Origin of the sequence: Sphingobium sp. UBA5915 (genome assembly GCF_002431195.1) — a bacterium.
GTDB lineage: Bacteria > Pseudomonadota > Alphaproteobacteria > Sphingomonadales > Sphingomonadaceae > Sphingobium > Sphingobium soli.
Genome location: NZ_DJDV01000098.1, coordinates 1 through 20,256 on the forward strand (window position 1 = coordinate 1; position 20,256 = coordinate 20,256).

21 protein-coding genes and 1 pseudogene are annotated in these 20,256 nt (G+C 61.4%); 16 read left to right on the forward strand and 6 right to left on the reverse strand.

Going from position 1 to position 20,256, the window contains the following annotated elements:
- Positions 1–191: 191 nt before the first annotated feature.
- From B2V90_RS17095 to B2V90_RS17115, 5 genes and pseudogenes are all read right to left on the reverse strand, one after another.
- Positions 192–458 (reverse strand): annotated as a pseudogene (locus B2V90_RS17095) (integrase core domain-containing protein); the annotation flags it as partial.
- A gap of 24 nt (positions 459–482) precedes the next feature.
- Positions 483–1,727: an MFS transporter gene (locus tag B2V90_RS17100; RefSeq protein ID WP_286867976.1), complete on the reverse strand. Its 1,245-nt coding sequence runs from the start codon at positions 1,725–1,727 to the stop codon at positions 483–485.
- Between the two features lie 162 nt (positions 1,728–1,889).
- Entirely contained in the window at positions 1,890–3,062 is a 1,173-nt protein-coding gene (locus B2V90_RS17105) for an acetyl-CoA C-acetyltransferase (protein WP_286867974.1), read from the reverse strand.
- Between the two features lie 180 nt (positions 3,063–3,242).
- The gene (locus B2V90_RS17110; RefSeq protein ID WP_286867972.1) at positions 3,243–4,433 is read right to left on the reverse strand and encodes a CaiB/BaiF CoA transferase family protein; all 1,191 of its coding nucleotides are present in this window, start codon (positions 4,431–4,433) and stop codon (positions 3,243–3,245) included.
- A gap of 156 nt (positions 4,434–4,589) precedes the next feature.
- Positions 4,590–5,357, reverse strand: a complete 768-nt coding sequence (locus B2V90_RS17115) for an enoyl-CoA hydratase/isomerase family protein (protein ID WP_286867971.1) — start codon at positions 5,355–5,357, stop codon at positions 4,590–4,592.
- Positions 5,358–5,571: 214 nt separating this feature from the next.
- Here B2V90_RS17115 and B2V90_RS17120 point away from each other — a divergent pair, with 214 nt between their 5' ends.
- The 3 genes from B2V90_RS17120 to B2V90_RS17130 are packed head-to-tail and all read left to right on the forward strand — an operon-like array spanning position 5,572 to position 8,623.
- Positions 5,572–6,651: an acyl-CoA dehydrogenase family protein gene (locus B2V90_RS17120; protein ID WP_286867970.1), complete on the forward strand. Its 1,080-nt coding sequence runs from the start codon at positions 5,572–5,574 to the stop codon at positions 6,649–6,651.
- Positions 6,644–7,792 carry an acyl-CoA dehydrogenase family protein gene (locus B2V90_RS17125; protein ID WP_286867968.1) on the forward strand — a complete coding sequence of 383 codons (1,149 nt, stop codon included), beginning with the start codon at positions 6,644–6,646 and terminating at the stop codon, positions 7,790–7,792. Before B2V90_RS17120 ends, B2V90_RS17125 begins: the two co-directional genes overlap by 8 nt.
- A 27-nt stretch (positions 7,793–7,819) precedes the next feature.
- A complete protein-coding gene (locus B2V90_RS17130; RefSeq protein WP_286867966.1) occupies positions 7,820–8,623 on the forward strand; it encodes a crotonase/enoyl-CoA hydratase family protein in 804 nt (267 codons plus the stop codon).
- 9 nt (positions 8,624–8,632) lie between these two features.
- On the opposite strand, the gene B2V90_RS17135 is transcribed toward B2V90_RS17130, so the two are convergent.
- Positions 8,633–9,367, reverse strand: coding sequence for a FadR/GntR family transcriptional regulator (locus tag B2V90_RS17135; RefSeq protein WP_286867964.1), 735 nt, complete (start codon positions 9,365–9,367; stop codon positions 8,633–8,635).
- Positions 9,368–9,453: 86 nt separating this feature from the next.
- Here B2V90_RS17135 and B2V90_RS17140 point away from each other — a divergent pair, with 86 nt between their 5' ends.
- The 13 genes from B2V90_RS17140 to B2V90_RS17200 all read left to right on the forward strand — a co-directional run bounded on the left by B2V90_RS17140 (position 9,454) and on the right by B2V90_RS17200 (position 20,239).
- Entirely contained in the window at positions 9,454–10,098 is a 645-nt protein-coding gene (locus B2V90_RS17140) for a TetR family transcriptional regulator (protein ID WP_293922451.1), read from the forward strand.
- Positions 10,099–10,181: 83 nt separating this feature from the next.
- Positions 10,182–11,531: an MFS transporter gene (locus B2V90_RS17145; protein ID WP_293922452.1), complete on the forward strand. Its 1,350-nt coding sequence runs from the start codon at positions 10,182–10,184 to the stop codon at positions 11,529–11,531.
- Between the two features lie 52 nt (positions 11,532–11,583).
- Positions 11,584–11,904, forward strand: coding sequence for a 2Fe-2S iron-sulfur cluster-binding protein (locus tag B2V90_RS17150; protein ID WP_286867960.1), 321 nt, complete (start codon positions 11,584–11,586; stop codon positions 11,902–11,904).
- Between the two features lie 26 nt (positions 11,905–11,930).
- Entirely contained in the window at positions 11,931–13,232 is a 1,302-nt protein-coding gene (locus B2V90_RS17155; protein WP_293922454.1) for an aromatic ring-hydroxylating oxygenase subunit alpha, read from the forward strand.
- A complete protein-coding gene (locus B2V90_RS17160; protein ID WP_286867957.1) occupies positions 13,202–13,735 on the forward strand; it encodes an aromatic-ring-hydroxylating dioxygenase subunit beta in 534 nt (177 codons plus the stop codon). The genes B2V90_RS17155 and B2V90_RS17160 overlap by 31 nt, the downstream gene beginning before the upstream one ends.
- A gap of 35 nt (positions 13,736–13,770) precedes the next feature.
- Positions 13,771–14,685 carry a VOC family protein gene (locus B2V90_RS17165; protein WP_286867955.1) on the forward strand — a complete coding sequence of 305 codons (915 nt, stop codon included), beginning with the start codon at positions 13,771–13,773 and terminating at the stop codon, positions 14,683–14,685.
- Positions 14,682–15,428 (forward strand): SDR family NAD(P)-dependent oxidoreductase, encoded by a 747-nt coding sequence (locus tag B2V90_RS17170; RefSeq protein ID WP_286867953.1) that lies wholly within the window; start codon positions 14,682–14,684, stop codon positions 15,426–15,428. The genes B2V90_RS17165 and B2V90_RS17170 overlap by 4 nt, the downstream gene beginning before the upstream one ends.
- A 9-nt stretch (positions 15,429–15,437) precedes the next feature.
- A complete protein-coding gene (locus B2V90_RS17175; RefSeq protein WP_293922456.1) occupies positions 15,438–16,292 on the forward strand; it encodes an alpha/beta fold hydrolase in 855 nt (284 codons plus the stop codon).
- A gap of 61 nt (positions 16,293–16,353) precedes the next feature.
- Entirely contained in the window at positions 16,354–17,139 is a 786-nt protein-coding gene (locus tag B2V90_RS17180; protein WP_286867949.1) for a 2-keto-4-pentenoate hydratase, read from the forward strand.
- A 5-nt stretch (positions 17,140–17,144) separates the two neighbouring features.
- Positions 17,145–18,083 carry an acetaldehyde dehydrogenase (acetylating) gene (locus tag B2V90_RS17185; protein WP_414711619.1) on the forward strand — a complete coding sequence of 313 codons (939 nt, stop codon included), beginning with the start codon at positions 17,145–17,147 and terminating at the stop codon, positions 18,081–18,083.
- Positions 18,080–18,232 carry a hypothetical protein gene (locus tag B2V90_RS17190; RefSeq protein ID WP_286867947.1) on the forward strand — a complete coding sequence of 51 codons (153 nt, stop codon included), beginning with the start codon at positions 18,080–18,082 and terminating at the stop codon, positions 18,230–18,232. The genes B2V90_RS17185 and B2V90_RS17190 overlap by 4 nt, the downstream gene beginning before the upstream one ends.
- Positions 18,229–19,254 carry a 4-hydroxy-2-oxovalerate aldolase gene (gene dmpG / locus B2V90_RS17195; protein ID WP_286867945.1) on the forward strand — a complete coding sequence of 342 codons (1,026 nt, stop codon included), beginning with the start codon at positions 18,229–18,231 and terminating at the stop codon, positions 19,252–19,254. The genes B2V90_RS17190 and dmpG overlap by 4 nt, the downstream gene beginning before the upstream one ends.
- Position 19,255: 1 nt before the next feature.
- Positions 19,256–20,239, forward strand: a complete 984-nt coding sequence (locus B2V90_RS17200; protein WP_286867944.1) for an amidohydrolase family protein — start codon at positions 19,256–19,258, stop codon at positions 20,237–20,239.
- Positions 20,240–20,256 lie beyond the last annotated feature (17 nt).

The window sequence follows — 20,256 nt, forward strand, 5'->3', positions numbered from 1 at the left end:
CCAACATAACTGTCGTCACACACCTGGAACCACGCCGCCGCCGTGGGGTGACAACATCGCTTACGGTATAATAGCGCCTATCCTCGGTAGAGGAACGGACTGGATCAGGCTGCCACGACTGGAAGACTAATGGCGAGGTTTCGCTGACGGTGTGAACCGCGCCGGGTCTGCCGGAGGCTGTTTGGTTTAAGTTACGCAGCCATGGAGACGTCGTCCAGCATGGCGTAATATTGTGCTTCGGGTTCAGCAGGCGGGATGTTGCCGATGGGTTCGAGAAGGCGGCGATTGTTGAACCAGTCCACCCATTCGAGCGTCGCGTATTTAACGGCTTCAAAGGATCGCCACAGTCCTCGCCGGTGGATCACCTCGGCCTTGTAAAGGCCGTTGATAGTCTCGGCCAAGGCGTTGTTGTAGCTGTCGCCAACACTCCCGACCGATGGCTCGATCCCAGCCGTCGCGGTCAAAGAGCTTCGTGGATATGGTCAGGGAATGGAATGACAACATTCCGCGGGTCCGGGCTGCAGGCCGAGGCGCGCATCTGGTGGCAGGGGCTGTACGCGCGTGAGGCAGAGCGAAATCCCGAACGCCAGCAATACAAGCCCAGCCGCGAACGAGACGACGCCCGGCCAGCCCGCATAGGTCCAGGCATAGCCTCCGGCAGAACCGAGCAGGCTCGCACCGATATAGAGGCTCGTCAGATAAAGGGCGGCAGCCTGGGCGCGATGGGTGCGAGCGCGCCGTGCGACCCATATCGACGCGATGGAATGGCCCCCGAAGAAGCCTGCGGTTATGACAGCGATGCCAAGGACGAATGCAGCCAGGGGCTCCGTCACGAGCAGCGCAAGGCCAAGAATGAACCCGCAAATCGGGATCCACAAGGTTCTGCGCGGTCCAAAGCGCCCGGACGCGGTTCCGGCCCACGCTGAGCTGAAAGATCCCACGATGTAGAGGAGGAAGATCGCGCCTACGGTTGCCTGGTCAAGCGAATAGGGCGGGGCAAGGAGGTGAAAGCCTGCATAATTGTAGATCGTTATAAATGCGCCCATCAGCAAAAATGCCTCGAGGAAAAGCCATGGCAAGGCGAGGTCTGAAAAGATCGAATGAAGGCTTTTGATAAATGATCGAGGCGAATGGCTCCGCTTGCGAAAATGCCGCGCGACGGGCGCCAGCCGCCAGAAGGCGATAGCGAGCAGAAGCGCTATCAGGCCGGTCGCGGCGACCGCCGTTCGCCACCCGGCAAACTGCGTGATCACGCTGATGAAGAGACGGCCGCTCATGCCGCCTATGGCGGAACCCGCAATATACAGGCCAAGAGCGCGTCCGATCGCTCCGTCCTCCACTTCTTCACTGATATAGGCCATGGCCGACGCAGGGATGCCGGCGAGCGCCAGACCGCAGAAAAATCGGGCAGCCAGGAAGCCACCCCAGCCCGGAGCCAGCGGGGCGACGATCGTGAAGAGGCTTGAGCAGAGCAGCGCCATGACCATGACGGGCCGTCGGCCGATACGGTCGGATATCAAGCCTGCCGCGATCAACGTAAGCGCCATTGTCCCGGTCGCGACAGAGATAGCGAGGCTCGCCTTTTCCGCGCTGAGGCCGAAATCGAGGCAAAAGACCGGGAGCAGCGGTTGCATCCCATAGAGCAGCGCAAATGTCGAAAAGCCTGCAACGAGCATCGCTATACTGAGTTGCCGAAATGCGCTGGACCCTGACTTGATCTTCTCCATATCCACCAGAAACATCCTAGTCAGCTGTCGCTAGCGACAAGAGGGCGGTCCAAGGCTGCTGCTACGCATCGTGCCCCGACCACCGCGCCGGCGCATCTGCCTCTCTTGCCGGGGTAGCCGACGGTAACCAAGCGCCGGCCCGCCGAGGCGGCGCCGTTCTGCTCAGCGCTCGATACACATCGATACGCCCATGCCTCCCCCCACGCACAGGGTGACGAGGCCTTTTTTTGCTCCCCGCTTGCCCATCTCGTAGATAAGGGTGGTAAGGACACGGGCTCCCGATGCGCCGACCGGATGGCCGATCGCAATGGCGCCGCCGTTCACGTTCACCTTCGCCGGATCCCACCCAAGCTCATGACCTACGGCGATCGCTTGGGCCGCGAAAGCCTCGTTCGCTTCGATCAGGTCAAGGTCTCCGACTGACCAGCCCGCCCCTTGCAGCGCCTTCCGACTGGCTGGGACTGGCCCGATGCCCATGATCGACGGATCGACGCCGCAGGTTGCGAAACTCGCGATACGGGCAAGGACCGGGGCGTCGCGCCGAGCTGCCTCGGCTGAGCTCATCACGATCAGCGCGGCGGCGCCGTCATTGATACCGCTGGCGTTACCCGCCGTCACCGTCCCGTCCTTCCGGAAAGCGGGGTGCAAGTCGCGCATGGCTTCGATCGTCGCGCCCTCCCGGATATATTCATCCTGGTCGACGATATGCTCGCCCTTGGCGTTCTTGACGGTAACGGGCACGATCTCATCGCTGAACCGACCCGAAGCGCGGGCAGCTTCTGCCTTGTTCTGGCTAGCGACGGCGAAGGCGTCCTGTGCCTCGCGGCTGATCTGATATTTCTCAGCGAGGTTTTCGGCAGTCATACCCATGTGATAATTGTGGAATGCGTCAGTGAGGCCGTCGAAGATCATGGTGTCGATAAGGGAGACCGCTCCCATCTTCACGCCGCCACGCAGATATTGAGCATGAGGCGCCATAGACATGCTTTCCTGGCCGCCCGCTACAAGGATGTTCGCGTCACCTGTCTGGATGGCCTGGGCCGCAAGAGCGACGGCGCGGAGGCCCGAGCCGCAAAGCTGGTTGAGGCCGATGGCGGTCGTTTCAACGGGGATGCCGGCGCTTATTGCAGCCTGTCGAGCGGGGTTCTGTCCCTGTCCCGCCGTCAGGATCTGCCCCAATATGACTTCGTCAATTTCCTGCGGCGCGACCCCCGACTGAATGAGGGCCGCCTTGATCGCCTGCCGCCCCAACTCATGCGCACTCGTCGTCCGGAACGCGCCCATGAAACTTCCCACAGGGGTGCGCTTCGCAGCAGTGATCACGATATCGCGCATTGCAAATTCCTCTTTAGAGTTAACGCCCCGTGCCAGTCGCGCATGTTGCGACGTGCGTTGGCCTCCCCGCTCAGCGAGCGCCTTCGATCATGTCCGGCCGACCCATTGGCCCGCGCGCAGCTACGCGATGTTCCGCGTTATTCGCCCGCATGCGTGCCAAAGCGCGATGCTGGCCGATGCTCATGCAACAGGGACCGGCTGACTGTCGTGTTGACTTTCTGCAAACGCGCCCGATTTGATCTGGGTGTCGATCCAGTCCGCGTCGAAACCGGCGTCGGCGAGAATCTCGCGGGTGTGCTCGCCTATGTGCGGAGCAATCCCGGAGGGGCATTCCGGAGCGCCGGGAACCGTTGCAATGGGCATCCGGCCAAAGCCCTTCGTCTCCACCCAATGGTAAAATTCGCTTTCGGTCGCGTGCGGATCCTCAAGCCAGTCCCCGTAGGTCTTCACCCCCTCAACCATGACGTCGGCGTCGCGCAGCCTGGCAACGACATCTGTCGTAGCGAATCTCTTGAAGGCCTCCCGAAGTTTCTCGTTGATTTCCTTCGTATATTTCAGCCGATCATTTGGCGTTGGCCAGCGCGGATCCTGCGCCAGCGCTTCACAATCGACCGCCTTGCACACCGCAGCGAAGTGATTCGGCCGCATCCCGTTGATCACGACGTAATCGTCTGCCGTCTCGTACATGCCTGCCGGCACATAGAGAGGCGTCGTGCGACCACCGGTGTCGACAAATTCCATGATCTTCGCGGCCTGAAAGGCAGCCGCGGCCTGCGCTAGGCTGATGTCGAGATAAGCCCCGCCACCAAATCGTAGCCGCTTTATCAATGCAGTGCTGATAGCCTGATAGGCGTAGAGGCCGGTCAGGCCATCGATGACGATCATACCGTTACGATGCGGGCGACCATCGTCGGTATGGTTCATCTTCATCATGCCGGAATAGGCCTGAATGAGGGCATCGGTCGCAGGGGCGGCCGTGTTCGGACCCTTTTGGCCATAACCCGAAACCGACGCATAGATGATGTCGGGGTTGATGCGGCGCACCTCTTCATACCCAAGGCCGAGCCTTCCGATGACGCCGGGGCGGTAGCTTTCGATAAAGATGTCGGCCTGGGCGGCGAGCTTAAGTGCCGCTTCGCGGCCGCCTTTTGATTTGAGATCCAGTGCGATCGAGCGTTTCCCGGAGTTGAAAGCCAGATAATGGATCGTTTCCTCACCGACCTTGCGTCCCAGCACGCGGCCCCAATCGCCTTCGAGGGGTTCGATCTTCATGACATCCGCGCCATGCAGAGCCAGCAGGAACGTCGCATGCGGACCCGCAATGCCCTGACTTGCGTCGAATACCTTTATTCCCGAAAGTGCCTTTTCCAACGTCTTACTCCCACAGCCATTTTTGGCCGATTGTTGCTCAAGATCTGCTTTGTATGAAAGCAATTGCCGATGCGACTAGCCTCGGATTAACCGTCGGCAAGACGAGGGTTAGGCCGCGTAAACATGCTGTTGATCGCCTCTTGTAGCGCATCTGGCTCACGCCGCCTCAAACTGCGCCGACCGACGTTCGGTAAAGGCCGAAACCCCTTCCGCGAAATCCCGGGTCTGGGTCATGAGCGGGACCATCGCTGCCTCCAGCGTCAGGGCCTGCTCGAGTGTCTGGCCTGCCGCTGCGGCAAATTGCCTCTTGGCCATCGCGAGCGCCAGTCCTGGACCGCTGGCAAGGGCGCGCGCATGGCACAAGGCTGCGGCGATAGCCTCTCCAGGCTCAACTGCCTCAAGCGCCAGACCTTGTCTCGCCGCTTCGCTGCCCGATACCGGCGTAGCGGAGTAGATGATCGACTTCGCACGCATCAGCCCGACATGTCGCGCAAGCAGGAAAGATGCAGCGCCATCGGGCGCAAGACCGAGATTGCGGAAGCCGAAGATGAAGCGCGCATCATGGGCTGCAATCACAAAGTCACAGGAGAGCGCCATCGACCAGCCAACTCCCACGCATGCTCCTTCAACGGCAGCAATGACCGGCTTTTCTATTCCAGCCAGAGCGTGGATCATCCTATGCGCGCGGGTCACCGCGGCCATCGAGCCCGGCACGCCTCCCGCGCCGATCGCGTCGATGTCCGCGCCCGAGCAGAATGACTTTCCGCGTCCTGCAAGAACGACCGCGCGAACATCCCTGTCGTCATGGACGTGGTGGAAGGCGTTTTCCAGGTCGATCCGCATCTGAGGGGTGAGGGCATTATGCTTTTCCGGCCGGTCGATGAAGACCGTTGCAACGCCGCCTGCTGTATCGACAGTGATCATGAGGCGATCAGCCGCCCCTTCCGGTCGCCGCGGGCAGCAGCGACCGCGCGCTTGGCGCCATGTCCTGCCAAAAAGGATCGTTCTGAAGCACAAGCCACGACCGTCTCTCTTATTTTTTCGATGAGGGCTGAGCCCTTCCCATCCTTCCATACGATAATCTTGGTTGTGCAATACTAATTTGTCAACTATGAAAGGTAGGACCACGGAGAGATGAATGCACGACATTTGTGAGCAGATGGCTGAAACGCTTGACCGCATCCTGAGCGACCGGACCGCAAGTAAGGATTTCGTACCCGGCCAGATCGATTTGAAGGCGGCAGGCCTCCTCGCGGAGGCCGGCTTTGAAGAGGCGTTGTTGTCCTCTAAGGCTGGCGGCTATGATCTGCCGCCCAGGGATTTCCTCCCCACATTGCGCGTCATTGGAAAATTTCCCGCGCTGACGCCAACGGTCGATCGTATGTTCGGCCGGTGGCTCGCAGGCGAGGCTGGGCTGGCTTGCGATAGGGCGACGTTTGCTTCGGGCGAAGGCCTGAACCGGTTCAATCTAGACACTGGCGGCTGGCACCTTGCTGGCCACGCCAGGCGAATTCCTTGGGCGAGACAGGGCGACTCCATAGTGATCGTGCGCGACACGGAAGAGGGGAGCAAACTTGCGATCCTGACTCCGGCCGCCGCTAGAGTGATCCAGGGTTCAAATCTGGGCGGTGAACCACGCGATACGGTGACACTGGATGACGTCGTTGCCGCCGAGATGGTCGGAACATTGCCCGCTACGCTCAACGAGCGCGGAGTGCGCGCCAATGCCGCGGCGATCCGATGCCAGCAGCTTGCGGGCACAGCCGCGCATGTTCTTGCGCTAACCATTTCCTATGTGAACGAGCGGCAGCAATTTGGACGTCCGCTGGCGCGATTCCAGGCGATCCAACACCAGATCGCAACGATGGCAGGCGAGGTGGTTGCCGCAGGAGCTGCTGCTGACATCGCTGCTGAGGCTTTCGGGGTCGATCCCGATATCGAAATGATCGCCGTGGCCAAGATTCGGTGCGGCGAAGCGGCCGGAAAGGTCGCAGGCGCTGCCCACCAGCTTCATGGGGCCATCGGATATACCGAGGAACACAGATTGCATCGACATACAAAGCTGCTGTTTGCCTGGCGCGACGAATATGGAAGCGAGGCGAGCTGGGCGCGCATCCTGGGGGAGCAGGTGATCGCTCGTTCCGCCAATGGCCTCTGGTCTACGCTCGTTCCTGCCCAGACACCCGTTCTGATCAGGAAGGAGGCGGTCGATGCTTGATGTTCTCGATTTCGCGCCGCCGCCGCGCCTCGACGCGCAGGACCTCCGACTGGAAGTGCGCGACTTTCTGGCGCAGGAGATCGCCGACCGCTTGCCGCGTGAGCGGGCGGAGTCCTGGAACGGCAGCGATCCCGAGTTCAGTCGCAAGCTCGGTGCCCGGGGGTGGATCGGGATGACCTGGCCCAAGCGCTATGGCGGCCACGAGCGCAGCGCCCTCGATCGCTACGTCATCATGGAAGAACTTCTGGCGGCCGGAGCGCCGGTCGGCGCGCACTGGATCGCCGATCGTCAGAGCGGTCCGCTGCTGCTCAAGGCAGGCAGCGAGCAGCAGCGTCAGGACATCCTTCCTAGGATCGCGTCAGGCGAATGCTATTTTTGCATCGGCATGAGCGAGCCTGATTCCGGGTCCGATCTAGCTGCTGTGCGCACCCGCGCGGTACAGGAGAATGGCGGATTTCGCGTCAATGGCACGAAATTGTGGACCACGAACGCGCATCGCGCGCACTATATGATCCTCTTCTGCCGCACCGATGGCGGAAGTGAGGCGCGGCATGATGGCACGAGTCAGTTTCTGCTCGACCTGGCAACACCGGGCGTAACGGTACGCCCAATCATCGATATGACCGGCGCGCATCATTTCAACGAGGTCGTTCTCGAAGACGTCTTCCTGTCGGACGATAAGCTCATCGGCAAGCGCGGCGACGGCTGGGAGCAGGTGATGGGCGAGCTTGCTTTCGAGCGTAGCGGACCTGAGCGCTTTCTCTCGTCCTTCGAGCTGCTCGATCGGCTCGTTCGCATCGTCGCGCGCCATCCCTCCGATCGGGCATCGGTCGCGATCGGTCGGATCATTTCTCATATCACGACGCTGCGCAGGCTCTCCCAGTCGGTGGCGGGCATGCTCGAACGCGGGGAAAATCCTTCGCTGCAGGCTTCCATCGTCAAGGATCTTGGCGCAACCATCGAGCAGGAAATACCCGAAATCGCGCGCCTCCTTGTCGATGTCGAGCCCGAGCAGGACGCAGCGGAAGAATTTGCGGCCGTCATGGCGGTGACATTGCTGTCGGCGCCTGCTTTCTCGCTGCGCGGCGGCACGCGCGAAATCCTGCGCGGTATAATCGCCAGGGGTCTCGGCCTGCGCTGAGGCAACGCAAATCGTTAAGGACATCCCATGACCGAACCGCTCATTCTTGCCGAGACGCAGGATCATGTCACCACGATCACGCTCAATGCGCCGGATCTGCGCAATCCCATTTCCGACCTCGCAACCGTAAACGCTCTCATCGACGCGCTCATGGCGGCCGACGTCGACCAGGAGGTGAGGGCTGTCATTCTGACCGGAGCCGGCTCGGCCTTTTCGAGCGGAGGCAATATCAAGACGATGCGGCCCGGCAAGGGCTTGCGCGGCCATAGCCCGCAGGAAACCATAGCCAATTACCGCGCTGGTATTCAGCGAATTCCCCTCGCTTTCGCCTCGCTTGAGGTGCCGGTCATCGCTGCGGTAAACGGTCCGGCGATCGGTGCCGGTCTCGACCTTGCTTGCATGTGCGATGTCCGCCTTGCAGCCGCGAGTGCGCGATTCGCCGAAAGCTTCGTGAAGCTTGGGATTGTCCCGGGCGATGGGGGGGCATGGCTCTTGCGGCGGATCGTGGGCGAATCGAAGGCCATGGAAATGTCGCTGACCGGCGATATGATCGACGCGGCCGAGGCTCTGCGGATCGGCCTCGTCTCGCGCGTGGTGGACGATGGTGAACTCATGGCAGAGGCGCGTGCGCTGGCCGGTCGGATCGCGGCCAATCCGCCCGGCGCCGTCCGGATGACCAAAAAGCTGATCAGGATTGCCCGAACCGATGACATCGCCGCGCTGCTCGACGCATCGGCAGCGATGCAGGCGGCCGCCCACGAGACCAGCGATCATGCCGAGGCGGTCAGCGCCTTCCTCGACAAGCGTCGACCCCTCTTCACCGGACGGTAGAAGTGGGCGTTACGCGACTTCGCTGCGGGGGTGCGTTGCTACAAACCGCTCGAGCGCCCCGATGTGGCGGCGCAGTTTCGCCTCAGCCTCATCCTCGTCGTGCTGCCGGATAGCCTCGACGATGGCTCTGCGACCGACCTCGAATTCGGGTTCGAGAACCACGTCGGTTTGTTCGAGCAGCGCGCGTACGGTCGAGGTCAGGGACGAGATGATGACGACGAGGACGTCGTTGTGCGCCGCCTTGCCGAGAAGCTCATAGAAGGCGCCGATATGGGCAATGGCCTCGTCGATTCGGCCTCGCTCGTAAGCGCTGCGCGTGTCGGAGATGTTGGTCTCCAGATCGACAAGATCGCTCAGCGTCGCCCGGCCGCAGGCCGTGCGGACGGCCAATGTCAGGAGGGCGCTACGGACTTCGGTCAGTTGCTCGAGCGGCACCTTGGAAAGGAAGAGAAGATCGTGCATCGAACGGGAAAGGCCATCGGCGCTTGCATGGCGAACATAGGCGCCGCCGCCGACGCCCTTTTCGAGCGACAGGATGCCCGACATTTCGAGAGAGCGCAGGGCCTCGCGAATGGCTGACCGGCTGACGCCCAGTTGGCTGGCCAATTCCCTTTCGGCGGGTAAACGATCCCCGGGGCTGATTCGTCCGGCGGCCAATTCCTCGCGAATCCTGTCGCAGACTTGCTCAAAGACCCGCGGTGCCTTCCGCTTGGCAGTGGCTGTTTGCTGTGCTGTGGTCGTCAAACTCTATTTACCCGCAATGTTTGGTTGAACTGTCATACGCGCTATCTGGCTGTTTGGCTCGCAAACATGAAGAGGAACATGCGACCATGGCAAACCTTTCCCCCGGACCCCTCAACCTTCCCCCCAAACGCCCCGACGTCCGGGATGCGCTGCTTCAGGCGGCGAGCGAACTGATCATCGAGCGCGATACGCTCGAGGTCGCGTTGACCGACGTCGCGCAGCGCGCATCCGTGAATTCCGCCCTGATACAATATTATTTCGGAAACAAGGACGGGTTTTTGCTCGCCCTTCTGGAGCGCGATATCGGCGATGCGGTACGTCGGATGCGCATCCTGCTGGCGAGCGACGGGAGCGCGCTCGACAAGCTGACGACGCATCTATCCGGTCTTGCGCGTGCCTATCATCGTGTCCCGTATCTCAACCGCCTCCTGCGGTTGATCTCCAATGCCGCGGAAGAAGAGGTCTTCGGAGAACTGGTCCGTAGACTGGTCGACCCGATGTGCAGCTTCTACCGCGAAGTCATAGCGCAGGGTGTCGCCGCCGGCGAATTTCGCCAGGTGGATCCGGTCTTTCTCTATTTCACGGTCGTGGGCGCCTGCGACCAGCTTTTCTCGAACCGCCGACTTTTCAACCAGCTCGCGGCTGGGGGCCGCACCACTGACGCCGCCCTGCGCGAGTTTACCGACTATCTCGTCAAGCTGGTGTTCGATGGAATTAAAATGCGGGCCTGACGCACCGCCTCTCCGTTGTGGCTAGACCTATTGCATTATCATAGATAAGAAAGGTCGGACCACAAGAATCCCGGGGAGAGGGCATGGATAGAGTTGATCGTTCGCCCGAGACGGGTGCGGCTCCTTCGCGGCAGCCACGAGCCTGGTATATCGTGGGGCTGCTCACGGCTCTTGCGGTCCTGTCGTTTCTGGACCGTTATATCCTGGCTCTCCTGGCCGCGCCGTTGGCCAAGGATCTGCGGCTTTCCGATTCGCAAGTTGCACTCGTCATCGGGCTGGCTTTCGCCGTGGTTTATGCGGTTGGCGGCATTCCTATCGCGCAACTGATCGACCGGTATCGCCGCAAGCCGATCCTCGTGGTCGGAGTGCTTCTCTGGAGCGGCCTCACAATTGCTGCGGCTTTTGCCCAGAGCTTCACGACGCTTCTCATTTGCCGTGCCGGTGTGGCTCTGGGGGAGGCCGTCCTGGCTCCAGCGGCCATTTCCCTCATCGCCGACCTTTTTCCACATGGACAGCGGGCAACGCCGACATCGGTTTTCGCCTCCGTCACCAGCATCATGAGCAAGGGAGCGTTCCTGCTCGGTGCTGGCGCCCTGGCAATCGCTTCGATGCTGGATCCCTATGTGCGCCTTGCCAACTGGCGGATGGCGTTGATCATAGTCGGGGTTCCGGGACTTTTCCTGGCGATTTTGGTGGCTTTCACGATGCGCGAGCCTGCGCGGATAGCAGCGCCGAATGAAACCAGGGACGCCGGCGACTTCGCTCCTTTCGTTCGCTATCTTTCGGACAATTGGCGGCTTTATCTGCCCTTCTATGTCGGCGTTATGGCGTTTGGCGTATTCGCCATTGCGGCCGTATCATGGGTTCCGAGCTTGCTCGTTCGCGGCTTCGCGCTGGAGCCCGCCACCGCAGGTCTTTGGATCGGCGTGATCGGAAGTATCTCCGGATTTCTCGGAACGTTTTTCTGGCCATGGCTGGCTGGCCGCTTCGTGCGCGCGGGAAAGCATGGCGCAATTTTCATCGCGATGGCGCTGGCCGGGGCGGTCCTCATTTTTGGGGCGGGACTTGGCTATGCCAATGCATCGCTCGCGGTCGTTCTTGCGGGTCTAGCTGTGGCCCAGTTCGCTACTTCGGCCGGCGCCGCTATGCCACCACTCGCGATTCAAGCTTTCGGACCGCCCCGGATGCGAGCCAAGCTGACCTCGCTCAATCAGATCGCGATACACCTTATCGGATCGTCCCTGGGCCCACTTGCCGTCGCATGGCTTGCCCTGGGTTGGCCCGGCGCGCCGCGAGCGCTCGGCTACGGCTTGGCCGCGCTCGGTGTTGTGACCGGCATGGTTGGTTCTCTGAGCCTGGTTTGGGCTTCGCGCGCCGCGCGCACGCTTTCGCAGCCTGGCGTCGCCATGACGCCCGCTCCACAATCCATTTGACATTGTTATTTGATGGAATAATAATGGTAGGACCACGAAACAGAGACAAATTATGCCGAGAGTTCACTTCATTTCCGCCGACGGCGAGACCCAGGATATTGACGGCGATGATGGCATTTCAGTGATGGAGACTGCCGTTCAGGCCGGGATCGATGGGATCGACGCGGACTGCGGAGGGGCATGCTCCTGCGCGACATGCCATATTTACATCGATGACGCCTGGATGAGCCGTGTTCCACCGGCTGAAGCGGTCGAGGAAGAAATGCTCGACTTCGTACGGGACCGCCAGCCCGAATCGCGCCTGTCGTGCCAGGTCGTGCTGGGACCCGATCTGGATGGCCTGACCGTCCGAATTCCCGCTACCCAGCGATGATCAACTCCAGAAGGGATCAATTCATTATGGCTGATGCTGATCCGAAGATTTCGGGCGCCGCCAAGACCGACGCTATAGTGGTGGAAGACGAGGCGGCGGCGCTGTTTCGTGTCAATCGCCGAGCCTTTACCGACCCGGATATCCTGGCGCGTGAACGCGAGCACATCTTCTCGACGTGTTGGCTCTACGTCGGGCACGCCTCCGAGTTGAAGAAGCCCAACGACTTCCTGACGCGCGATGTCGGGGGGCGGTCGCTGATCTTCAATCGCGATCGCAAGGGTACGTTCCGGGCTTTCTTCAACGTCTGCCCCCATCGTGGTGCCGCCGTCGTGCGGGACAAGGCGGGAAGCGCGATTTCGTTTCGATGCTTCTACCATGGCTGGGCGTTCAACAATAACGGGCAGTTTGGTTCGCGGTTCGAAGCTGATACCTATCCGCCCGACTTCAACTCCGATGGCTGCGCGAACCTCCGCGCAGTGCCCAGGCTCGAGTCTTACGGGGACTTCTGGTTCGTCAACTATTCCTCCTCTGGCGAAAGCCTGGGGGAATATCTGGGCGGAGCCAAGGAGGTACTGGATCTTATCGCGGACCATTCCGAGGTCGGGATGGAGATCGTCGGTGGCACCCAGGAATATAGCATCCGCGCCAACTGGAAGCTGCTCGTCGAGAATAGTTTCGACGGCTATCACGCGTCCGAGACGCACTCGACCTATGTCGACTATCTCGCGGACGCGACCGGATACGGCGCTCAGATGCTGATGACCAATCGTCCTTCGCTCTCGCGGGGCGTCGAGCTCGGCAATGGGCACGCCATGATCGAATATATCGCGGCCTGGGGGCGGCCGGTGGCCCAGTGGATCCCGACATGGGGCGACAAGGGCAAGGCCGTAGTCGACGCCAAGCGCAAGCGCCTCGAAGAACTGCACGGACCGGAGCGGGCGCGCAGGATCGCTCGTGCCAATCGGAATATCGTGATTTTTCCCAACCTCGTCATCAACGACATCATGTCGCTGACCGTGCGGACATTCTATCCCGAAGAACCCGGTCGCATGAACGTGCAGGGCTGGGCCCTCGCACCGGTTGACGAGGAACCAGATTTTCGGCGGACGCGTCTGGAAAACTTCCTCGAATTTCTGGGGCCGGGCGGCTTTGCTACGCCGGACGATGTCGAGGCGCTGGAATCCGCCCAACGCAGCTATCGGACCATCGACGCGCCTTTCAACGATATTTCCCGCGGCATGCGCCGAGCGGAAAAATATCATGACGATGAGGAGCAGATGCGTGTGTTCTGGCGTGAATGGCGCCGCAGGGTGGAAGGTGTGGCATGAGTGCGACAGCAATGACAGCAACCGTTTGGGGTCACCGCGAGGTCGAGGATTTTCTCATCGCTGAAGCCGCGCTTCTCGATTCTTGGGAACTGGATGCGTGGTTTGAACTCTTTGCAGAGGGCGCCACATATGAGGTGCCGCAGGCGGCCGCGCCGGAAGATGCTTCGCCCGAAACCAGTCTGTTCTACATCGCGGACGACTATTTCCGACTTGGTCAGCGCGTTCGGCGACTCAAGAATCCGGAAGCCCATTCGGAGTTTCCTCGATCCGTCTGTGTTCGCGTCGTCAGCAATGTGCGGATCGTGAAGACCGAAGGCAATCGGGCGCATGTCGAGGCTGTTTTCGTGACTTATCGCTCGAAGAACGAGATCACCGACATTTTCCCCGGCCATCACCGCTACATATTGGAAACGCGCGACGATGGGCTGCGCATCGTCTCGAAGCGGTCGACGCTGGCCCTCAACAACCTGCGTCCACAAGGCCGGGTCAGCATCATCCTTTGAATAGCGGCCTCCGCGGCCGCACGGGAGACCCTATCATGGCACTCGCCGACATTCGCTATTCAAGACTGGGCTATGTCGCCCTCAACGTGTCCGACCTGGAGCGCTCCAGCGCCTTCTATCGCACCATAGTGGGGCTCGAGCAGGTGCCTTCGCCGGCAGATTGTGCGCTGTTCCGCTGCAGCGAGCGGCACCATGATCTCGCGCTTTATGAGGGCGAGCCCGGCGTCAAGCGCATCGGCTGGCAGATGGAGAACGACGCGGCGCGCGAAGCGGTCCGGGAAGAATTGAGCGGGCTTGGCATCCCGGTGTCCGATGTCGCTCCGCAGGAACTCGAAGGGCTGGGTATCGAGGGTGCGATCCGCGCCGTCGAGCCCACCACCGGCACGGTGTTCGAGTTCTACACCTCGATGCCGCAGGCCGACAGCCCTTACGAGCCAAACCACACCAAGATCGCTCGGCTGGGGCATCTGGTTCTGACCAGCCCTGATCGGCCGGCGACCGAGCAGTTTCTACTCGATCACCTGAATTTCCGCGTGTCCGATCGCATCGAAGGCGTCGTCACTTTCATGCGCTGCTTTCCAAATCCGCTGCACCATAGTTTCGGTGTTGGAAAGGCGCATGGTGAGAAGCCTGGGTTCCAGCATATCAACTTCATGGTGACCGACATCGACGATATTGGCCGCGCAGTGAACAGGCTGAACGCTCAGGAAGTGCCCATCGTATTTGGGCCTGGACGTCACCCGACCTCGGATTCGATCTTCATCTATTTTCTCGATCCAGATGGCCTGACCGTCGAATACAGCTTTGGAATGGAGGAATTTCCGGAAGTCGGCGATCGCGCGCCACGCGAGTTCCCCTTGAAGCATGAATCCGTCGATACCTGGGGGGGGCGTGCGAAGCGCGAGTTCGGCAAGATAGGCTCGATCGAGACGGCCGGGGGCGACACATGACGTCGCTCGGCGGAAACGTCGCGATCGTAACCGGAGCGGCCAGCGCCATTGGTCTTGCGACCGCAAAGGGCTTGCTGGACGAAGGGGCGAGCCTTGTCCTCGGCGATCTTGATGGCGAGGCGCTCGAGGAAGCCGCCTCGAAGCTTGACGGCGATGTCGCCCTGCTCGCCGGCGACCTGAGCGAAGAGGAGGGGGCGGCGGCGCTTGCCGCGCTCGCGATTTCGCGCTTCGGCCGCCTGGATATCCTTGTCAACAATGCGGGAGGGGGCGTGATCCGGCCCTTCCTCAAGCATACGGCCAAGACGCTCAAGGCGACGATCGATCGCAATCTTTGGACCTGTCTGTGGATGACGAGGGCCGCGCTCCCGCACATGGTGGAGCAAAAATATGGCCGGATCATCAATGTCGGTGCGGATTCGGTGCGTAACGGGCTGCTCGCCCACGCCGCCTATAATGCGGCCAAGGGCGGCGTGCATGCGCTCACGACCGGCATCGCCCGTGAGTTCGCCGAGCTCGACATCACCGCGAACACTGTTGCCCCCGCAATGATCCGCACTCCGATGGTCGATCGCGAGACGGCGGCCGGCAACCCGTTCATCCAGGAATTTATCGACGTCATTCCCAAGGGGCGGGCAGGGGAGCCCGAGGAAGTCGCCTCTCTTATTGTTCATCTGGCAGGTCGCGGCGCTGGCTTCATCACCGGGCAGGTGATCAGCGTCAACGGCGGCAGCACCATGCTCTGAAAGGTTCTCATGATGACCACGAACGAACGACCGCCGCTGCTTTCCGTTGACGTCCTGGGCGGCAAGGTCGCCTATCATGATGTGGGCGAGGGCGGCGTCACCATTCTGCTCCATGGCGGAGGGCCAGGGGCGAGCGGTTTCAGCAATTTCAGCCGCAATATCGGCCCGCTCTCCGCTGGACGCCGGGTGATCACGATCGATCTGCCGGGCTATGGCGGCTCGGACAATCGCGACATCGAAGGCAGTATGTTCGATGTGCTCTCGGCAGTCCTTGTCGGCTTTATGGATGCACTTGATATCCAGAAAGCCAGCCTTGTCGGCAACTCGCTGGGCGGGGGCACATCGCTTCGCACGGCTCTGGACCATCCCGACCGTGTCGAGAAGCTCGTGCTGATGGGCGCCGGCGGCAGCCTTCCCATTCATTCGGTGTTTCCGACACCGGGCCTGATGAAGATGTTCACCTACTATCTGGGTGACGGGCCGTCGGAAAAGAAGCTGCAAGCGATCATCAATGAGCTGGTCTACGATCCGAAGCTGATCTTGCCTGAGCTTTTCCAGCAAAGGCTCGAGGCCAGCATGCGTCCGGACGTGATCGCCAATCCGCCGCTGCGCCAGCGCAAGGGGGCCTCGGCAATCCGCGATGACCTCTGGCGCGAACCGCTGCATAAGGTGAAGCATCCCGTGCTGCTGATCTGGGGGCGCGAAGACAAGGTCATCCCGCTCGACAGCGCCTTTCTCTACCAGAAGACGCTTCCGAACGCGGAGCTGCATGTCTTTCCCCGTTGCGGCCATTGGGCCCAGTGGGAAAAGGCCGATCAGTTCAATGCCCTGGTAGCCCAGTTTCTCGATCGCCCCGCATCCTAAGGTATCGGCTTGCTGTCGTGCGCGCGGCAGCTCGTTCGATCCATTGCCAAGGTAGAGCAGAATGACACAGGAAAAATTTGAAGAACTGGCAACGCGCCTGCGCTCTGCCTATACCGACGGCGGCGTCGATCCCCTGCGCGATGGTCTCACGCCGACCGACGCGCAGGGCGCCTACACCGTCCAACGGCTCAACACCGACTTCTGGGTCGCCGGCGGCCGCCGGATCGTCGGGCGCAAGGTTGGCCTTACCGCCAAGGCCGTGCAAGCACAGCTAGGCGTCGATCAGCCTGATTTCGGTGTCCTGTTCGATGATATGAATATCGCCAATGGCGGCGAGCTGCTCGCCTCGCGCGTCCTGCAACCCAAGGCCGAAGCCGAAGTGGCGCTGATCCTGGGCGCCGATCTTGCCGGTGACGATATCACGCGGGCGGAAGTTGAGGCGGCCGTCTCCGGCGCTATGGCTGCGATCGAAATCGTCGACAGCCGCATTTCCGACTGGAAGATCACCTTTGCCGACACCGTGGCGGACAATGGCTCGTCGGCCTTCTATGTGCTGGGCGACGATGTGCATCCGCTCGACGGCCTTGATCTTTGGACCTGCGGCATGGCGCTCGAGGTCAATGGCGCGGTGGCATCGCTTGGAGCGGGCGCGGCATGCCTCGGGCACCCGCTCAACGCTGCAACCTGGCTGGCGCAGACACTAGCCGCTCAGGGCAGTCCGCTGCGCAAAGGCGACGTCGTTCTGACCGGCGCCCTTGGCCCAATGGTCGCGCTTTCGCCGGGCGACGTCGTGCAGGCGACGATCGGCGGCCTGGGAAGCTGCGGCTTCAGCTATCGGAAGGATTGATCGTTATGAAAACCAAGGTGGCCATTATTGGCTCGGGCAATATCGGCACGGACCTGATGATCAAGGTGATGCGGCTATCGGATGTGCTCGAGATGGGCGCGTTCGTCGGTATCGATCCGGAGTCGGACGGCCTCAAGCGGGCCGAGCGGTTGGGCGTGCCGATCACTGCGGGCGGGATTGACGGGCTGGTGGCGCTGCCGGGCTTTCAGGATATCGAGATCGTATTTGATGCAACCTCGGCAGGCGCCCACAAGAAGCACAACGAGATACTTCAAAGCCACGGCAAACGGGTGATTGACCTCACTCCGGCGGCGATCGGTCCGTACACGATCCCGGCGGTGAACGGTGACGCCAACCTTGATGCGCTGAACGTCAACATGGTGACCTGCGGTGGCCAGGCGACGATCCCGATCGTAGCGGCAGTGAACCGGGTGACGCCCGTACATTATGGCGAGATCATCGCCTCGATCGCGTCGAAGTCGGCGGGGCCGGGGACGCGCGCCAACATTGACGAGTTCACCGAAACGACCAGCCAGGCGATCAAGGATGTTGGCGGGGCATCCCGCGGCAAGGCGATCATTGTCCTAAACCCGGCCGAGCCGCCGCTGATCATGCGCGACACCGTCTATTGTCTCACTGATGATGCGGACCAGGCCGCGATCACCGCGTCCGTCGAGCAAATGGTGGAGGACGTGCGCAAATATGTGCCGGGTTACCGCCTGAAGCAGGCGGTGCAGTTCGAACGCATCGGCCACAACAAGCCGCTGCGCATCCCTGAGATGGACGCCGAGTTCACCGGCCTCAAGGTCAGCGTCTATCTCGAGGTGGAAGGGGCGGCGCATTATCTGCCCGCCTACGCCGGTAACCTCGACATCATGACCTCGGCCGCGCTCAAGACCGCCGAGAAGATCGCGCTTCGCTCTCGCGAACAGGTCGGAGCATGACGATCACCCGTTTTGGCGCGCCCGGCCAGGATCGGCCGGTTCTGATCGACGATGCGGGTCAGGTCCGGGATCTCTCGGCGCATATCAAGACCATTGATGTCGCGCTCGCCACGCCGCAATCCGCCATTCGTGAAGGAGTGATCGCATGAGCTTCGATCCCAAGACCACCAAGCTCTACATCCAGGACGTTACGCTGCGCGACGGCATGCACGCGGTCCGTCACCAGTACGGCCTCGACCATGTGAAGGCGATCGCTAAGGCCCTCGATAGGGCCAAGGTCGACGCAATCGAGGTGGCGCATGGTGACGGCCTGTCTGGGTCGTCGTTCAACTATGGCTTTGGCGCACACACCGACTGGGACTGGATCGGTGCGGTCGCCGAGGTGCTTGAACATAGCGTGCTGACGACGCTGCTGCTGCCGGGCATCGGGACGATCCACGACCTGAAGCACGCCTATGAGATGGGCGTCCGCTCGGTGCGCGTGGCAACGCACTGCACCGAGGCCGACGTCGCCAAGCAGCATATCGAATATGCACGCGGTCTTGGCATGGATGTGTCGGGCTTCCTGATGATGAGCCACATGTCCGAACCCGAGGCGCTGGCTCAACAGGCGAAGCTGATGGAAAGCTACGGCGCGCATTGCGTCTATGTGACAGATAGCGGCGGCGCGATGACGATGGACGATGTCGCCAAGCGCTTCCAGGCCTATGATCGGGTGCTCAAGCCAGAAACCGAGCGCGGCATTCACGCTCATCATAATCTCTCGTTGGGTGTCGCCAATTCGATCGTGGCGGTTCAGAACGGCGCAGTGCGGGTCGATGCAAGCTTGGCGGGCATGGGCGCGGGCGCTGGTAACGCGCCGTTGGAGGTTTTCATCGCTGCGGCCGATGTCGAGCGATGGAATCACGGAACCGACCTTTTCAGCCTCATGGATGCGGCTGAGGATCTCGTGCGCCCGCTGCAGGATCGACCCGTCCGGGTCGATCGTGAAACGCTGAGCTTGGGCTATGCAGGTGTTTACTCGTCCTTCTTGCGTCATGCGGAGAAAGCGGCTTCCGAGCATGGCCTCGACACCAGGGCCATCCTGATCGAACTTGGCCGGCGGAAAATGGTCGGTGGTCAGGAAGACATGATCGTCGACGTCGCGCTCGATATGGTCAAAAGCCGCTGATATGTTCAGGTCGGGCCCTGTAGACGTCCACACGCATGTCAGTCCTGCGGGCTTTCCAGGCGAACCAGAGGGCCAAGGAGCGTGGCCATGCATGTGTCACCGACCAGACGGGCGCATGATCCTCGAGTTTGGGGGTAAGCCCTTCCGCCGCCTCGAAGCGAATTCGTGGGATGCGGCGCAACGCCTCGCTGACATGGATCGGGACGGGATCGCAGTCCAGATCGTTTCCCCGATGCCTGAGCTTTTCTCCTATGGCTTCGACGCTTCGAAGAGCGCGGCGCTTTGTGAACATGTCAACGGGAGCGTGGCGGAACTCGTTTCGCAGGCGCCGGACCGCTTCGCTGGCATCGGTATCGTGACGATGCAGGATCCCGAGCTGGCTGTGAGGCAGGTCTTGGAGCTTCGTTCGCGCTACGGGCTTATCGGCATCGAGATCGGAAGCAATATCGGGGGCCTTTACGCGGGAAATCCCGTTTATCATCCGGTCTATGAGGTGGCAGCCGCCCAGGACCTGCTCGTCTTTGTCCATGCCTTCCATCCGCTGTCGGCCGGCGCGGGGGGACTGGCGGCGAAATGGACGCCATTTGCGGGCTTCATGAATGACATTGGCGTTTCCGCCCTGTCATTCATCGAGCAGGATGTGACCGGAAAATATCCAGGCCTCAAACTCCTTTTCAGCCATGGTGGAGGAACGCTGGCCAGCCTGTTGGGCCGGCTCGAAAAGGGCTTTGCAGCGACCCAGGGCTATGGCGGGATGACGCGCTCGCCCCGCGCGATCGTGAAGGATTTCCTGTATGACAGTAACGTCTATGATCCGACCCTCCTGTCTTACCTGGCCACGCATTTCGCGCCTGGACGACTCATGCTCGGAACCGACTATCCCTATGATATCAGGCAGGACGAACCCCTCTCCTTCCTGAAAGAAACAGGGCCCGCCGCAGCAGGTATCGACGCGGCCGGCGCGGCGCTTCTGAAGATTTTTTAGGCACAGCTCAGGGCAGG

Coding starts and splice junctions, on each gene's coding strand:
- B2V90_RS17100 (WP_286867976.1), bottom strand. CDS start 1,727: ATGGAGAAGATCAAGTCAGGGTCCAGCGCATTTCGGCAACTCAGTATA.
- B2V90_RS17105 (WP_286867974.1), bottom strand. CDS start 3,062: ATGCGCGATATCGTGATCACTGCTGCGAAGCGCACCCCTGTGGGAAGT.
- B2V90_RS17115 (WP_286867971.1), bottom strand. CDS start 5,357: ATGATCACTGTCGATACAGCAGGCGGCGTTGCAACGGTCTTCATCGAC.
- B2V90_RS17120 (WP_286867970.1), top strand. CDS start 5,572: ATGCACGACATTTGTGAGCAGATGGCTGAAACGCTTGACCGCATCCTG.
- B2V90_RS17125 (WP_286867968.1), top strand. CDS start 6,644: ATGCTTGATGTTCTCGATTTCGCGCCGCCGCCGCGCCTCGACGCGCAG.
- B2V90_RS17130 (WP_286867966.1), top strand. CDS start 7,820: ATGACCGAACCGCTCATTCTTGCCGAGACGCAGGATCATGTCACCACG.
- B2V90_RS17140 (WP_293922451.1), top strand. CDS start 9,454: ATGGCAAACCTTTCCCCCGGACCCCTCAACCTTCCCCCCAAACGCCCC.
- B2V90_RS17145 (WP_293922452.1), top strand. CDS start 10,182: ATGGATAGAGTTGATCGTTCGCCCGAGACGGGTGCGGCTCCTTCGCGG.
- B2V90_RS17150 (WP_286867960.1), top strand. CDS start 11,584: ATGCCGAGAGTTCACTTCATTTCCGCCGACGGCGAGACCCAGGATATT.
- B2V90_RS17155 (WP_293922454.1), top strand. CDS start 11,931: ATGGCTGATGCTGATCCGAAGATTTCGGGCGCCGCCAAGACCGACGCT.
- B2V90_RS17160 (WP_286867957.1), top strand. CDS start 13,202: ATGGCGCCGCAGGGTGGAAGGTGTGGCATGAGTGCGACAGCAATGACA.
- B2V90_RS17165 (WP_286867955.1), top strand. CDS start 13,771: ATGGCACTCGCCGACATTCGCTATTCAAGACTGGGCTATGTCGCCCTC.
- B2V90_RS17170 (WP_286867953.1), top strand. CDS start 14,682: ATGACGTCGCTCGGCGGAAACGTCGCGATCGTAACCGGAGCGGCCAGC.
- B2V90_RS17175 (WP_293922456.1), top strand. CDS start 15,438: ATGATGACCACGAACGAACGACCGCCGCTGCTTTCCGTTGACGTCCTG.
- B2V90_RS17180 (WP_286867949.1), top strand. CDS start 16,354: ATGACACAGGAAAAATTTGAAGAACTGGCAACGCGCCTGCGCTCTGCC.
- B2V90_RS17185 (WP_414711619.1), top strand. CDS start 17,145: ATGAAAACCAAGGTGGCCATTATTGGCTCGGGCAATATCGGCACGGAC.
- B2V90_RS17190 (WP_286867947.1), top strand. CDS start 18,080: ATGACGATCACCCGTTTTGGCGCGCCCGGCCAGGATCGGCCGGTTCTG.
- dmpG (WP_286867945.1), top strand. CDS start 18,229: ATGAGCTTCGATCCCAAGACCACCAAGCTCTACATCCAGGACGTTACG.
- B2V90_RS17200 (WP_286867944.1), top strand. CDS start 19,256: ATGTTCAGGTCGGGCCCTGTAGACGTCCACACGCATGTCAGTCCTGCG.